This window comes from Sphingomonas qomolangmaensis (assembly GCF_024496245.1).
Taxonomy (GTDB): domain Bacteria; phylum Pseudomonadota; class Alphaproteobacteria; order Sphingomonadales; family Sphingomonadaceae; genus Sphingomonas; species Sphingomonas qomolangmaensis.
This window is the reverse complement of record NZ_CP101740.1, coordinates 1,195,885-1,209,737: the sequence shown is the minus strand read 5'-3', so window position 1 is coordinate 1,209,737 and position 13,853 is coordinate 1,195,885. Positions and strand designations below refer to the sequence as shown.

General features: G+C 68.5%; 14 protein-coding genes. 2 read left to right on the top strand and 12 right to left on the bottom strand.

Annotated features, from left to right (window positions below; all coding sequences use genetic code 11):
- Window position 1: 1 nt before the first annotated feature.
- Window positions 2–1,285 carry a pseudouridine synthase gene (locus NMP03_RS05765; RefSeq protein WP_256507543.1) on the bottom strand — a complete coding sequence of 428 codons (1,284 nt, stop codon included), beginning with the start codon at window positions 1,283–1,285 and terminating at the stop codon, window positions 2–4.
- A 141-nt stretch (window positions 1,286–1,426) separates the two neighbouring features.
- Here NMP03_RS05765 and NMP03_RS05760 point away from each other — a divergent pair, with 141 nt between their 5' ends.
- On the top strand, window positions 1,427–1,858 hold the full coding sequence (locus NMP03_RS05760; protein WP_256507542.1) for a response regulator: 432 nt from the start codon (window positions 1,427–1,429) through the stop codon (window positions 1,856–1,858).
- A 104-nt stretch (window positions 1,859–1,962) separates the two neighbouring features.
- On the top strand, window positions 1,963–3,627 hold the full coding sequence (locus NMP03_RS05755; RefSeq protein ID WP_319937626.1) for an AmpG family muropeptide MFS transporter: 1,665 nt from the start codon (window positions 1,963–1,965) through the stop codon (window positions 3,625–3,627).
- On the opposite strand, the gene NMP03_RS05750 is transcribed toward NMP03_RS05755, so the two are convergent.
- The 11 genes from NMP03_RS05750 to NMP03_RS05700 all read right to left on the bottom strand — a co-directional run bounded on the left by NMP03_RS05750 (window position 3,620) and on the right by NMP03_RS05700 (window position 13,823).
- The gene (locus tag NMP03_RS05750; RefSeq protein WP_256507541.1) at window positions 3,620–4,048 is read right to left on the bottom strand and encodes a DUF6628 family protein; all 429 of its coding nucleotides are present in this window, start codon (window positions 4,046–4,048) and stop codon (window positions 3,620–3,622) included. The genes NMP03_RS05755 and NMP03_RS05750 overlap by 8 nt on opposite strands.
- A gap of 68 nt (window positions 4,049–4,116) precedes the next feature.
- Entirely contained in the window at window positions 4,117–5,427 is a 1,311-nt protein-coding gene (locus tag NMP03_RS05745) for a bifunctional folylpolyglutamate synthase/dihydrofolate synthase (RefSeq protein ID WP_256507540.1), read from the bottom strand.
- A gap of 177 nt (window positions 5,428–5,604) precedes the next feature.
- Window positions 5,605–6,459 carry an acetyl-CoA carboxylase, carboxyltransferase subunit beta gene (gene accD, locus NMP03_RS05740; protein WP_256507539.1) on the bottom strand — a complete coding sequence of 285 codons (855 nt, stop codon included), beginning with the start codon at window positions 6,457–6,459 and terminating at the stop codon, window positions 5,605–5,607.
- Window positions 6,456–7,265, bottom strand: coding sequence for a tryptophan synthase subunit alpha (gene trpA, locus NMP03_RS05735; protein ID WP_256507538.1), 810 nt, complete (start codon window positions 7,263–7,265; stop codon window positions 6,456–6,458). The genes accD and trpA overlap by 4 nt, the downstream gene beginning before the upstream one ends.
- On the bottom strand, window positions 7,262–7,645 hold the full coding sequence (locus NMP03_RS05730) for an endonuclease domain-containing protein (protein WP_256507537.1): 384 nt from the start codon (window positions 7,643–7,645) through the stop codon (window positions 7,262–7,264). The genes trpA and NMP03_RS05730 overlap by 4 nt, the downstream gene beginning before the upstream one ends.
- Before the next feature lie 42 nt (window positions 7,646–7,687).
- Complete coding sequence (gene trpB, locus NMP03_RS05725) at window positions 7,688–8,917, bottom strand: tryptophan synthase subunit beta (RefSeq protein WP_256507536.1); 1,230 nt, start codon at window positions 8,915–8,917, stop codon at window positions 7,688–7,690.
- A 106-nt stretch (window positions 8,918–9,023) separates the two neighbouring features.
- Entirely contained in the window at window positions 9,024–9,659 is a 636-nt protein-coding gene (locus NMP03_RS05720) for a phosphoribosylanthranilate isomerase (protein WP_256507535.1), read from the bottom strand.
- A gap of 31 nt (window positions 9,660–9,690) precedes the next feature.
- The gene (pyrF, locus tag NMP03_RS05715; protein ID WP_256507534.1) at window positions 9,691–10,365 is read right to left on the bottom strand and encodes an orotidine-5'-phosphate decarboxylase; all 675 of its coding nucleotides are present in this window, start codon (window positions 10,363–10,365) and stop codon (window positions 9,691–9,693) included.
- Window positions 10,362–10,775 (bottom strand): LapA family protein, encoded by a 414-nt coding sequence (locus NMP03_RS05710; RefSeq protein ID WP_256507533.1) that lies wholly within the window; start codon window positions 10,773–10,775, stop codon window positions 10,362–10,364. Before NMP03_RS05710 ends, pyrF begins: the two co-directional genes overlap by 4 nt.
- Before the next feature lie 65 nt (window positions 10,776–10,840).
- Window positions 10,841–13,132, bottom strand: a complete 2,292-nt coding sequence (locus NMP03_RS05705; RefSeq protein WP_256507532.1) for a patatin-like protein — start codon at window positions 13,130–13,132, stop codon at window positions 10,841–10,843.
- Window positions 13,125–13,823 (bottom strand): endonuclease/exonuclease/phosphatase family protein, encoded by a 699-nt coding sequence (locus tag NMP03_RS05700; RefSeq protein WP_256507531.1) that lies wholly within the window; start codon window positions 13,821–13,823, stop codon window positions 13,125–13,127. The genes NMP03_RS05705 and NMP03_RS05700 overlap by 8 nt, the downstream gene beginning before the upstream one ends.
- Window positions 13,824–13,853 lie beyond the last annotated feature (30 nt).

The window sequence follows — 13,853 nt, the reverse complement described above, 5'->3', positions numbered from 1 at the left end:
TTCAGCCCTTACGCGAACGATTGCCGCCACCGGGGCGCTTGGGTGCCGGACCACGCGGGCCGGTCGGCGTCCGCGGCCCTTCCGAGCTTCGCGGACCGGCAGCGCGTGGGCCAGCCGGGGTGCGCGGACCAGCTGCGGCGCGCGGCGCGGGCGGAGGGCGCGACGGGCGCGCGGTGCCGGTATTCCGCTTCGGCTTGGGGGCGAGCATGCGGCGGTCGGTTTCCATTTGTTCGGTACGCTCGGCCTTGGCGCGCGCACGGGCGTTGCGCGCGCGATCGGCGGGGGTGAGCGGGGCGTTGGTGCGCTCGATCCGCTCGTCGCGGCGATCGCTCGCACCCGGGCGCTCGGGCCGCGAGGGGCGGGGGGCCTCGACCGCATAGGTCGGCGTCCGTGCCGGGCGCGGCGTGGCGGGCGCGGCGACCTTGCGGCGACCTTCGGGTTCGCGGCGCGCAGGGGCCGGCGCGAGTTCGATCGGCCGCGCCTTTTGCGCGCGCGGCTTGATGTCGAGCGGCTGATCGCTGCGCGCTGCCGCAGGCAGCTTCAGCTCACGGCGGAACGCGACCAGATCGTGCTGGCGGATCTCGTCGACCATTCCCGCTGGCATGTTGGCGAGCGGGATCGGGCCATAGCTGGTGCGGATCAGCCGCGAGACCTGCAGCCCCAGATATTCGAGCACGCGCCGGACTTCGCGGTTCTTGCCTTCGGTCAGCGTCATCTCGATCCAGGTATTCGCCCCGGTGCGCCGCTCGAGATTGGCGTCGATCGAGCCATAGCGCACGCCCTCGATCTCGACGCCTTCGATCAGATCCTCGAGCTGCGCCTGGCTGACGCTGCCATAGGCGCGCGCACGATAGGTGCGCTTCACCCCGGTCGCGGGCAATTCGAGCTGGCGCTTGAGCTCGCCATCGGTGGTTAGCAGCAACAGCCCTTCGGTATTCAGGTCGAGCCGGCCGACCGGAATGACCCGTGGCAGATCGCGCGGCAATTTGTCGTAGATCGTCGGGCGGCCCTTGGGATCGCGTTCGGCGGTGAGCAGCCCCGGCGGCTTGTGATAGCGGAACAGCCGCGCGGGCTCGGCTGCGGCGACGGGATTGCCGTCGACCGTCACGCCGCGCAGCGAGGCGATGATCGTCGCCGCGGTTTCGAGCGGCACGCCGTCGATCGCGATCCGCCGCTCCTCGATCATGCGCTCGATTTCGCGGCGCGACGCGATTCCTGCACGCGCCAGCAGCTTGGCGATACGTTGTCCCTCTTTGGGGCCGTCTTTGGGATTGGATTGTGACACGCAGGCGCTGATAGTCCAACGATGCCCGCGCGGCAAAAAGATTGCGACGTCGTTCATTGGGCGGATCGTAAGCGCGGTGTAAGTGTTGTGCGATCGACTGGCGGGTGTTTGCCTGAGTCGCGTGGGGAAACGAGACAAATCATGTTGTTCGGGAGGAAGAAGCGGCGGATCATCCGCATCCTGATCGTCGAGGACGAGCCGCTGGTTGCGTTCGACACCGAACATTTCCTCACCGCCGAGGGCTTCGAGATCGTCGGCACGCTCGATAGCGTCGCCGACGCGACCGCGATGCTCGCCGCCGATTCCGATGTGCATCTGGTGCTGGTCGACCTCAACCTTGCCGATGGCAGCGGGATCGACGTCGCCCGCGCGGCGCAGGCGGGCGGGGTGCAGGTGTTGTTCGTCACCGGCAGCTGCCCCGGCGAGGCGCAGACGCTGGCGGCGGGATGCCTCGCCAAGCCCTATCCTCAGCGCGACCTGTTGCTGGCGATCAACGCGATCGAGGCGGTGCTCGACGGCGACGCCCCCAAGCGCTTGCCCGCCGGCTTCAACCTGTTCGCGCGCGCCGCCTGAGCACGCGCTTACCGGCGGCTCCGCGCCGCGAACGGTTCGGCGCGTGACGGCTATCCTTCTTCGCAGGTTCGGCTAGATTCGCCCGATCATAGCGGGGACGGGTGTTGGACGAGAAGTTGAAGGGGTTTGCGCTGGTGCGCGCGGCGGTGCGCAACCGCAAGACGACGGCGATGCTGGTGCTGGGGTTCGGGTCGGGGCTGCCGTTCGTGCTGCTGATCGGCACGCTCAACGCATGGCTCGGCGAATTGAAGGTGAGCCTGGCGACGATCGGCGTGCTGTCATGGATCGGGCTCGCCTATGCCTTCAAATTCCTTTGGTCGCCGCTGGTCGACCGCGCGCAATTGCCGTTGCTCTCGCGGCTCGGGCGCAGGCGCTCCTGGCTGGTGCTGTGCCAGGGCGCACTGGCGGTCCTGCTGTGGATGCTCGCCGCCACCGATCCGCTGACCGCGATGGGGACGTTCGCGGCGATCGCGGTGGTCGCCGCCTTCCTGTCGGCGACGCAGGACGTGGTGATGGACGCCTGGCGGATCGAGATCGCCGACGAGGCCGCGACGGTCGAATTGCTCTCGGCGGTGTACCAGCTCGGCAACCGGCTCGCGGCGCTGTCGGGCGGCGCGCTCGCGTTGGTGCTGGCCGCGCGGCTGAGCTGGCCGACGGTGTATTTCGGCATGGGCTTCGCGATGCTCGGCGTGCTGGCGATGACGTTGTTCACCCCCGAGATCAAACGCGACCTCGAGGACGAACGCTCGCCGCTCGCGGGCCATGCGGTACCACGCCCGCGCGAACGGGCGATCGCGCTCGGCATCGTCGCGGTCTGCTGGGGCTGGGCGATCGTCACGCTCGGCAGCTTCATGGTCGCGGCGCTGCGCCCGCTCGCGCCGGGCGACACCGCGGTGTCGGCGGGGGTCTTCACCCAGACGATGGGGCCGTGGATCATCATCGCCACGGTGATCCTGCCCGCCTTGATCGCCGGCTGGACCAACCGCCTGCCGCACATCGACGGCGGCGACCAGCAGCGCCAGGGTGCGCTCCAGACCACCGCCAACCATTGCTATCGCGCGCTTATCCTGCCGCTGGCCGAGATCGTCCAGCGGCTGCGCTGGGGGGCGTTCCTTGTCCTCGCGCTTATCCTGCTCTACCGGATCAGCGATTCGATCTGGGCGCCGTTCGCCTTCCCCTTCTATCTCGAATATCTGCAGTACACGAACGACGAAGTCGCGTTCGCCTCGAAGCTGTTCGGGGTGATCATGACGATCGTCGGGGTCGGGATCGGCGGGCTGATGCTCGCGACGCTGGGGCGGATGCCGACCTTGCTGGCGGGTGGAATCGTCGCTGCGGCATCGAACCTGCTCTATGCCGATCTGGCGATGGGCGGCATGTGGATCGATGGCTTCGCGCGCGCGCTGATGCTCGACCAGACTGGGGTCCACCTGCGGATGCTGCGGCTGATGCTCGCGATTTCGGGCGAGAATATCGCCGGCGGTTTGGCGGGCACCGCCTTCGTCGCGTATATCTCGTCGATCACCTCGCGCGAATATAGCGCGGTGCAATATGCGCTGCTGTCGTCGATGACCTTCCTGGTCGGCGCGCTGGGGCGGGCGGCGATCGGCGAAGCGCTCGACCGTGTCGGCTATGCGCAGATTTTCCTGTTTACCACCGTATTGGGCGGCGTTGCGGTCGTGCTGGTGCTGATCGAATGGTGGCGGGGGGCGCCCAAGGCACCGGCGATCGTGCTAGGCCCGGAAGAGCCCGCCGCGCGCCTTACCTGAGCGGCAGGCCTGAGTCGGCGAACGCCTGCGCCACCAGATGCGCGGTGGCCGCGACGCTCGATGCGTCGCGGAGGCCGAGCAGGTCGGCGAGCAACATGCGCGCGGTTTCGGGGCTGGCGTCGATCCGGCGTAGCACGGTGAGCAGGCTCGCTTCGCCACCGGTCATGCGGTGGCAGCACCAGGGCGCGATCTGGATCGGCCGCGCCGCGACCTGCGACATTTCATGCATCATCGTGCGCAGCAGGATCAGCGGACGGCGGAAATCGACTCCGAAGGCGGTGAGGAACGCCTGGGCGCACGCCGCATCGTTGAGCCCGTGCGCGCCCATCTGGCGGATGCCGAACAGCAACAGCCGCGCGCCCGGATCGTCGGGCTGGCGATGGGGCAGGGTGCTGGCGAGGCTGTGGGTGGTGGGGGTCAAGGCGAGTCTCCGCTGGCGATAGCGGCAATGTCGGCGCTTGGTTATTGCAAGTCAATATCAATAAGGCGTCAGATCGGCAGCTCGTCGTTGGCGGCGAGCACTTCGCCCGCGAGATAAAGCGATCCGAGGATGACGACGCGGCGGCGGCGATCGCCGAGGCTGTCGATCGCCGCTGGCACATCGGCTGTGGCCGTCGCGTCGATGCCAAGCGCGCTCGCGCGCCCGGCAAGGTCGGCGGGTGCAAAATGCGCGTGGCCGGGCACCGGAACGGTCCACACCGACGCCAACTGCGGCGCCAGCGCCTCCAGGATGCCGGCGGCGTCCTTGTTGGCGAGCACCCCCAGGATCGCATCGACCGGTTCGCCCTCGGCGACGATCGCCAGCGTCTGCGCGAGCGACTGCGCCGCCGACCGGTTGTGCGCGCCATCGACCCAGATCGCGCTGCCGGCGGGCAGCCGCGCGAGCAATGGCCCCGCCGCGAGCCGTTGCATCCGCGCGGGCCAGCGCGTGTCGCGTGCAGCGGCGGTCAGCGCGGCGATCGGCACGGCTAGCGCCGATTGCCGGCGCAGCATCGCGATGGCGAGCCCCAGATTGCGCGCTTGGTGCGGTCCCGGCAGCGTGGGTGCGGGCAACACCATGCGTATGGCTTCGTCGCGATACAGCAGGTTGGCGGAACGGGTGCCGACCCGCAGCCGCCAGTCGCGGTTGCAGCGAAATTGCGGTGCCCCTGCCGCCTCGGCGATCGCGGCGATGCGCTCGGTGATCGCTGCGCCATGCCGCTGCGTCACCAGCGGCACCCCGGCCTTGGCGATGCCTGCCTTCTCGCCCGCGATGTCGAGCAGCGTATTGCCCAGGAACGCCTGGTGATCGATCCCCAGCCCGGCAATCCCGGTCACCAGCGGTCGCACCACATTGGTCGCGTCGAGCCGGCCGCCGAGCCCCACCTCGATCACGCAGGCATCGGCTGGGTTACGCGCAAAGGCGAGGAACGCCGCCGCGGTGGTGACCTCGAAGAAGCTCGCGCCGATGTCGCCGCCCTTGTCGAGCACTTCGGCGAGCAACGGCCCCAGCACCGCATCGTCGATCAGCGTCCCCGCGACACGGATCCGCTCGTTGAAGCGCACCAGATGCGGGCTGGTATAAACATGGACGCGGTAGCCCGATGCCTCGAGCGCGGTGCGCAGGAAGGCGCAGGTAGATCCCTTGCCGTTGGTGCCCGCGACATGGAAGACCGGCGGCAACGCCAGCTGCGGATCGCCGAGCCGTGCCAGCAACCGGGTGATCCGGTCGAGCCCGAGCACGTCGGCACCGGGGCCGAGCGCGGTCAGCCGGTCGAGCTGCGCCTGGACCAGCGGATCGGAAGAACGCGCGTGATCCACGTCAGTCCCCCTCCCACTTGTGAGCGCCGGGTCGGTCATGCCCCCGGCATGACCTGAACAGCGCGGGGCGCTGTTCACCCGGCACTGGGCTAGGGAAGGGCGTGTTCAGCCGCCAATGCGTGTGTTCGGACAGGCCCTCCCCCGACCCCTCCCGCAAGCGGGAGGGGGGAAGAAAGGCTACGCCGCCGCGCGTCCGCCGCACAGATAATCGGCCAGGTTCGCCAGCGTCGCGCGCAGGTCCTTGCGCTCGACCACCATGTCGATCAGTCCGTGGTCGCGATAATATTCGCTCGTCTGGAAATTCTCAGGCAGCTTCTCGCGGATCGTCTGCTCGATCACCCGGCGCCCGGTGAAGGCGAGCGTCGCCTTGGGCTCGGCGATCTGGATGTCGCCCAGCATTGCATAGGCGGCCATCACCCCGCCCGAGGTCGGGTCGGTCAGCACGACGACATAGGGCAGCCCGGCATCGTGCAGCATCTCGATCGCCACCGTGGTGCGCGGCATCTGCATCAGGCTGAGGATACCCTCCTGCATCCGCGCGCCGCCGCTCGCGGTGAACACCACGAAGGGCGCACGCGCAGCGATCGCAGCCTCGACCCCGGCGATGAAGCCTTCGCCCACCGCCTGGCCCATCGATCCGCCCATGAACGCGAAGTTCTGGACGCCGATCACCATCCGCTTGCCAAGCACTGTGCCGCGCGCGTTGACGAACGCGTCCTGGTCGCCGGTCTCGGTCCGCGCCGCCTTCAGCCGCCCGGCATAGGGCTTGGTGTCGCGGAACTTCAGCGGATCCTCGGGCACGCGCGGCATCGGCAGCCGCTTGCAGGTGCCTTCGTCGAACAATTGCGCGAAGCGCTCGTTGGGACCGATCCGCGCATGATGCTCGCACAGCGGGCAGACGTGCAGATTCTCCTCGAACTCCTTGACGAACACCAGCTGGCCGCAGCCCTTGCACTTGTGCCACAGATTGTCGGGCGTCTCCTTCTTCGAAACGAAGGCGAGCGCGTTGCGGACGTTGTTCAGCCAGCTCATGCAAAGGTCCTTGCGGTCGCCAGCGCCTCGGCCAGCGATCGGATATAGGGAATGACCGCCGCCGGCGCAGCGGCGCCATGCTGCCCCACCAATTCGACGATCGCCGATCCTACGACGACGCCATCGGCGACGCGGCCGATCTGCGCCGCCTGATCGGGGGTGCGAACGCCGAAGCCGACCGCGATCGGCAGGTCGGTCGACGCCTTGAGCCGCGCGACGGCGTCGTCGATCGAGCCCTGCGCCGCCTGCTGCGATCCGGTGATCCCCGCGACCGAGACATAATAGATGAAGCCCGACGCGCCATCGAGCACCGCGGGCAACCGCGCGACGTCGGTGGTCGGGGTGGCAAGCCGGATCAGGTCGAGCCCGGCCTCGCGCAGCGCCGGCCCCAGCGCATCGTCTTCCTCGGGTGGCACGTCGACGCAGATCACCCCGTCGACGCCCGCCGCGGCGGCCTGGCCTGCGAACCAGCCGGGCCCGCGCCGCAGCATCGGGTTGGCATAGCCCATCAGGATCAGCGGCACCGCCGGGTGGCGGGCGCGGAATTCCTTGGCGATCGCAAGAATGTCGGCGGTGGTGGTCCGCGCCGCGAGGCTGCGCAGGTTCGCCGCCTGGATCGCGGGGCCGTCGGCCATCGGATCGGTGAAGGGCATGCCGAGCTCGATCACGTCGGCCCCGCCCGCGACCAGCGCGTCGAGGATCGCCGGAGTGGCGGCGGGCGTGGGATCGCCAGCGGTGACGAACGCGACGAGCGCGGCGCGGCCAGCGGCGTTGGCGCTAGCGAACGCGGTGGACAGCCGCGTCATAAAGCCCTCTCCCCTTCAGGGGAGAGGGTTGGGAGAGGGGCAGTCGCAACGACCCCCGCCAGATGAGTTAGCACGCCTTCCAAGTTCGTCATGACCTCATGATTGGTATAACGGATCACCCGATACCCCTGTTGTTCGAGAAAGCGAGAGCGATCATCATCTTCGATCGTCCGCTCGGCATGGGTGTCGCCGTCGATTTCCACCACCAGCATGGGCACCCGGCTCGCAAAATCGACGATGAAGGGCCCTATGACCTTTTGTCGCCGGAACTTCACCCCCGCAAACCGTGCGGCGCGAAGCGCCAGCCACATCCGCTGCTCGGGCTCGCTGGGGGCGGTACGCATCGATTTGGCGCGAGCAATCAAAACGGCGTTGCGCACTGCCCCTCTCCCAACCCTCTCCCCTGAAGGGGAGAGGGCTATCTAGATCTCCACCCCCAGCGCCTGCGCGACGGTGAAGATGTCCTTGTCGCCGCGCCCGCACAGATTCGCCAGGATCACCCCGTCGCGCGGCATCTGGCGCGCGCGTTTGGCGACGGCGGCGATCGCGTGCGCCGGTTCGAGCGCGGGGATGATCCCCTCGACCCGGCACAGCAGCTGGAACGCATCGAGCGCCTCGGTATCGGTGATCGAAGTATATTCGACGCGGCCAATGTCCTTGAGCCAGGCATGTTCGGGGCCGATGCCCGGATAATCGAGCCCCGCCGAGATCGAATGCGCCTCGGCGATCTGGCCGTCCTCGTCCTGCAGCAGATAGGTCTTGTTGCCGTGGAGCACCCCCGGCGACCCGCCCGCGAGGCTGGCGGCGTGGAGATTGTCGAGCCCATGCCCCGCCGCCTCGACGCCGAGCATCTTGACGTCGGCATCGTCGAGGAACGGGTGGAACAGCCCGATCGCGTTCGATCCGCCGCCGATCGCCGCGACCAGCAGGTCGGGCAGGCGGCCGGTGCGCGACAGCATCTGCGCGCGCGCTTCCTTGCCGATCACGCTCTGAAAATCGCGCACCAGCTCAGGGTAAGGGTGCGGGCCGGCGGCGGTGCCGATGATGTAGAAGGTGTCGTGGACGTTGGCGACCCAGTCGCGCAGCCCCTCGTTCATCGCGTCCTTCAGCGTCGCCGCGCCCGAGGTGACGGGGCGGACTTCGGCGCCGAGCAGCTTCATCCGGAAGACGTTGGGCTGCTGCCGCTCGATATCGCGCGCGCCCATGTAGATGACGCACGGCAGCCCGAAGCGCGCGCACACCGTCGCGGTGGCGACGCCGTGCTGGCCCGCGCCGGTCTCGGCGATGATCCGCGTCTTGCCCATGCGGATCGCCAGCAGGATCTGGCCGATGCAATTGTTGATCTTGTGCGCGCCGGTATGATTCAGCTCGTCGCGCTTGAACCAGACCTCGGCGCCCATGCCCTCATCCGCGCTTTCGCGCAGCGTGTCGGTGAGCCGTTCGGCATAATAAAGCGGGCTCGGGCGACCGACATAATGTTCGAGCAGGTCGTCGAACTGCGCGGCGAAGGCGGGGTCCTGCTTGGCGGCGCGATATTCGCGGTCGAGCTCGAGGACCAGCGGCATCAGCGTCTCGGCGACATAGCGGCCGCCATATTGGCCGAAATGGCCGCGTTCGTCGGGCTGCTGGCGCAGACTATTGGGTGCGTTCATGCGCTGCGCTTTAAGCATAGCCGGGTTGCGTGTCGAGCAGGGCGAAGGGCGGGGAGGGCAGCGCCGTTGGTTTGGAGCGAAGTCGAGAAACAATGACCGGGGGAGCTTACGCCTTGGCCACCGCCGCCAGGAACGCAGCGATCCGCGACACGTCCTTCACCCCCGGCGCGCTTTCGACGCCCGAGGACACGTCGACGATCGGCGCGCGCGTCTGGCGAATCGCGTCGTGCACATTGCCCGCGTCGAGCCCGCCCGACAGCGCCCAGGGCAGCGGGTGGCGATAGCCGTCGAGCAAGGTCCAGTCGAAACGAACCCCCATGCCGCCGGGCAACGTAGCGCCCTCGGGGGTCTTGGCGTCGTAGAGGATTCGGTCGGCAAGCTCGCGATGGCGTGCGGCGACGTCGAGATCGGCGCGCGTCCGCACCGCGATCGCCGCCCAGATGTCGAGGCCATGCCGCGCGCGGATCGCGGCGATGCGTTCGGGCGGGGTCTTGTGGAGCTGCAGCACGTCGAGCCGCCCGGCACCGATCGCCTCGGCGAGCAACGAATCATCGGGGTCGACGAACACCCCGACCTTGCCGACATGCTCCGGCACCGGCTCGGCGAGCGTCCGTGCGCGGTCGAACGACAAATGGCGCGGCGAGGGGGGGAAGAACACGAACCCGACATGGCTCGCGCCGCCGGTGAGCGCGGCGGCGACGGTTTCGGGCGTCGATAGCCCGCAGATCTTGGCGGTCGTCATGAATTGGCTTTCGGCGGACGTGGTGGCCCGGTCAGAGAGTCGCTTCGATCGCGCGCGCGGCGGCGTCGGGGTCTTCGGCCTTGGTGATCGGGCGCCCCACCACCAGGATCGACGCGCCGGCATCCAGCGCGGCGCGCGGGGTCACGACGCGCTTCTGGTCGCTCGCGCTGCCGCCCGCGGGGCGGACGCCGGGAACGACGAAGAAACCCTGCGGCCACACGTTCTTCGCTGCCGCCACTTCGAACCCCGAGCACACCACCCCGTCGATCCCCGCCTCGCGCGCGAGTTCGGTCAGGCGAACCACCTGCTCGTGCGGGTCGCGTTGCAGCCCGATCGAGTGCAGGTCTTCGCCGTCGAGGCTGGTGAGCATCGTCACCGCGACCACCTTGGTGCCGAGCGGCGCGGCGGCCTTGGCATCCTCCATCATCGATCGCCCGCCCGAGGCATGGACCGTCAGGATCGCGGGCTCGAGTGGCCCCAGCGCCTGGATCGCCTTGGCGACGGTGTTGGGAATGTCGTGGAATTTCAGGTCGAGGAAGATCGGCAGGCCGATATCGGCCATTTCGCGCACCCCCGAGCGGCCATTGGCCATGAAGAATTCGAGGCCCAGCTTGATGCCGCCGACATGGTGCCGCACCGCCTGTGCGATCGCGCGCGCGCGATCAATGTCCGGGGTGTCGAGCGCGACATATAGCGGCGAACTCATTTTCTATCGGCCTCGAATGGTAGCGGCGGCGACACGAGGGTCATCGGCGCGGCGGTGGGGGCGGTCGCTTCGACCACCGGGTCGGGCGGGGATACGTGCGACGCTGCATGCGGGTCGGCCATATCGGCCGCGGTCACCACCGGCGGAGCGGTCGGCGCCACGGCGCGAAGGTCGGCAAGCGACCGTTCGGCATTCGCCAGCCGCGACTTCAAGCGCCACTGACCGGCGGCATGCACCAGATAAAGCGGCACGAAGCCGATCGCGAAGGCGACGAGCAGCAGCAGCGGCAAATTGATGTCGGCGATCAGCCCGGCCCAGAGCCGCACCGGCACCGTCACCCAGTTGTTGATCGAAAAGGCGACGACGATGCCCGCCAGCAATACCCAGATCAGCGTTCGCAGAAACTGCATCGGCCCCAGCCTTCCTTGCCCCGTACAGCCCTCCGCTTAACCCCTCGCTCGGCGCATGGCCACCCTCAGCCGATTTCGGCGCGGAGCGAGTCGATGAGCCCGGGCATCGCGGTGAGCCGCGGCTCCTCCTCGTCTAGGATCGCCAGGAACAACGATCGCTTGATCGCGCTGGTTCGTCCGGCCTTCAGGCGAACGGTGGCGGGCAGCGTCGACAACACGATATCGACCAGCCGATCGGCGCCGTGCAGCCGCCCCCATAGATAGTCGTTCTCGCGATAGGCGCGGCTGAAGAATGCGCCGAAATTGTTGAACTGGATGCCTTTCAGCGTCGCCGCCGCACCCCCGCTGCGAATTGCCACCGCGTCGTCGGGCGCGATACGATCGACCCGCACCGGATCGAACTCATCGAGCCCTTCGCCCTGCAGCAACGGCAGCGTCGCGATGTCGAAAAAGGGAAAGCCGAGATAGGCGAGCAGCAACGGCCGCCGGGCGTCGCGCGGCAAGCGGCTGAGCGCGCCCGCCAGCGCTTCGTCGGTCGCGGTATCGAGCCCTTGCAGGTCCATCGTCGCCTCGAGCGAATCGAGCACCGCCTCGGCGCCGGCAGGGAGTTGTCGAACCTGTTCCTGCAACATCGCCATCGGCTGCGCGCGGTGGCGTTCGAGATAGGCCGCCAGCGCGGCGTATACCGCTTCGCGCACTTCGCGCAGTTCGGCGCGGTCATGGTCGCCATCGAGCTCGGCGATGCGGCGGACCAGCAGGCGCAGCCGGCGGATACGGTAACCGATGTCGAAGCCGCGCAGGAATGCCACCGCGCGCGGGCTGGCGCCGGTGGGATGTTCGGTCCCCACCTTGTTGCCGCCGCGCAGCCGCACCGCTTCGGCCACCGCGCCCCGGATCGCCCGGCGGCGTTCCTGGCCCGATTGGTCGCCGATGTGATGGAGGATGCCGGCAACGCGATCGATCACGCCTTCGACCTTCAACAGCGAGTAGCCGGCATGACCATAGCCTGCCTTGCCCGATGCCGCTGCCTGCGCGCGACGGCGCCAGGACGTGAGCCGCTTCGGGTTGGGGTAATCGAGGAACAAGGTGTAGCCGAACACCGATTCGACCTGGCGTTCGACCTCGCCGCGCAGCTGGTCGAGGATCGCCAGCTTGCGTTCGATCTGATCCGACCGGTCCATCAGCATGTCGAGATTGTCGCGGATCGGCTGTTGCCGCGGAATTTCGGACAGCGCGCCGATCATGGTCTGGAAGAAGCTCGGCTGGCCGTCGCGCCCCGCCCCCAGCCCGAACCGAAACCCCGGTATCGGATCGATGAACACGAAGCGACGATCGACCTGCCGCCGCGCCGGGCGTTCGCGCAGCGCATCGATCGCCGGGCGGAAGGGCGCGTTGGCCAGCACCGATCCGTCGATCAACGCCGCGCTCTCCACCGCGTTCGCCGCGACCTGGCGCGGTAGCGCGCGGGTCAGGAACGCGAGCCGCCCCGGCCATGTCGCGCCGCGATCGGCCAGCACCTCGTCGAGTTCGCCGACCATGAAGGGCGGAAAGGCACCGGGAAAGCTCGACGTTGATCGCGCCGCGAACGCCAGCTCAGCATGATCCGCCAGCGTATCGACGGGCTTGCCGCCGTCGCTGAACGACAAGACCAGCCGATGTTCGGTCTCGAGCACTTCGGGGGGCGAATTGAGCCGCAGCCGTTCGGGGTGACCGCCGAAATCGGTGACGGTCACAAACAGGTCGAGCGGCTGGCCCGGCGGCAGCAGGCGCGGGCCCGTAGGTGCCTTCTCCATCGCCGCGAAAGCATCGAGCAGCATCGTGACCATTCGCTTGCCGCCGAACGGCGGCTCGAACCAGCGCGCGCGGACCAGCGTGTTGAGCTTGTTGCGGACTTCACCCCGCGCCGCGTGTTCGACGGTTTCCTCGATCGCGTCGGCCCCCATCGCCATCCAGGCGAGCGGGCGCGCCCAGAATTTGGTCATGCCCGACGAGGGTGCCTGATCGGGGTCGATCAGCGAATCGATATCGGCCTGTTCGAGCCACATTGCGGTCAGCGGTTCCAGGCTTTGGCCGGTGCTGATCGCCTGCGCCAGGAACACGCTGTTGATTCCCCCCGCGCTCGCGCCGGCGAGGATGTCGACCAGCACGCGAACGCGCAGCCCCGAAACCTCGGCGATTTCCCCCAGCAACTCGCGATAGACGTCCTCCTCACCGCTGCCAGGCGCGGGGAGGGGGTCGCAAAATGCCTGGCTCGCACGCGCGAGTCGCCAGACTTCCTTGGTGATGCCGTGCATATACACCGCCAGGCTGATGCCACCGTAGCAAACCAGCGCGAGCCGCAGTTCCTTGTCACGCATGACGGGTAGCGACCATTGCCCAGATCGGGAGGTGATCGGAGGCGGTGCGCGCGACCATGCTGCGGTGGACGCCGCACTCGGCGATCTCCAAATCGCGGCTGACCATGATCCGGTCGAGCCGCGCGATCGGGCGCTTCGCGTGGAAGCTCGCACCGGTGTCGGCCTGGGTGAAGCTGCGGCTGAAGTCCTGGACGCACCCCGCGGTCGGCCGCCATTCGTTGAGATCGCCCATCAGGATCGTCGGCAAGGGCGTGCAGCCGTCGAGATGCGACAGGATCGCATGCGCCTGCCGCCGCCGCCACAGCCCCGACAGGTCGAGATGCATGCCGACGACGCGCACGGTGATCCCGCGGAGCCGGACATCGACCGACACCGCGCCGCGCGGCTCGAGCGCGGGCAGGTGGATCGGGGTGCAATCGACGATCTCGGCCTCGCGCCGCACCAGCAAGACGTTGCCGTGCCAGCCCATGCTGAGCGCGCGGACCGCGACCGGCACCGCCTTATAGTCGCTGTGCTCGGCCAGCAGATGCGGGGTGAAGATCGCCTCGCGCGTGCCGAAGCGGCGATCGGCCTCCTGCAGCGCGACGATATCGGCGTCGATCTCGCGCAGCACTTCGAGCGTGCGCTCGGGCCGCCTGCGGCGATCGGTGCCGACGGCCTTGTGCATGTTGTAGCTGGCGAGTGTGAGCATGGGGTTCCGGGTGAATGCGGGAGGGGGGGG

What these genes read in the sequence shown, in the direction of transcription:
- pyrF (WP_256507534.1), bottom strand. Translation starts at nt 10,365, where the DNA reads ATGAGTTCGCCGCTATATGTCGCGCTCGACACCCCGGACATTGATCGC.
- trpB (WP_256507536.1), bottom strand. Translation starts at nt 8,917, where the DNA reads ATGAACGCACCCAATAGTCTGCGCCAGCAGCCCGACGAACGCGGCCAT.
- NMP03_RS05700 (WP_256507531.1), bottom strand. Translation starts at nt 13,823, where the DNA reads ATGCTCACACTCGCCAGCTACAACATGCACAAGGCCGTCGGCACCGAT.
- NMP03_RS05760 (WP_256507542.1), top strand. Translation starts at nt 1,427, where the DNA reads ATGTTGTTCGGGAGGAAGAAGCGGCGGATCATCCGCATCCTGATCGTC.
- NMP03_RS05710 (WP_256507533.1), bottom strand. Translation starts at nt 10,775, where the DNA reads ATGCAGTTTCTGCGAACGCTGATCTGGGTATTGCTGGCGGGCATCGTC.
- accD (WP_256507539.1), bottom strand. Translation starts at nt 6,459, where the DNA reads ATGAGCTGGCTGAACAACGTCCGCAACGCGCTCGCCTTCGTTTCGAAG.
- NMP03_RS05720 (WP_256507535.1), bottom strand. Translation starts at nt 9,659, where the DNA reads ATGACGACCGCCAAGATCTGCGGGCTATCGACGCCCGAAACCGTCGCC.
- NMP03_RS05705 (WP_256507532.1), bottom strand. Translation starts at nt 13,132, where the DNA reads ATGCGTGACAAGGAACTGCGGCTCGCGCTGGTTTGCTACGGTGGCATC.
- trpA (WP_256507538.1), bottom strand. Translation starts at nt 7,265, where the DNA reads ATGACGCGGCTGTCCACCGCGTTCGCTAGCGCCAACGCCGCTGGCCGC.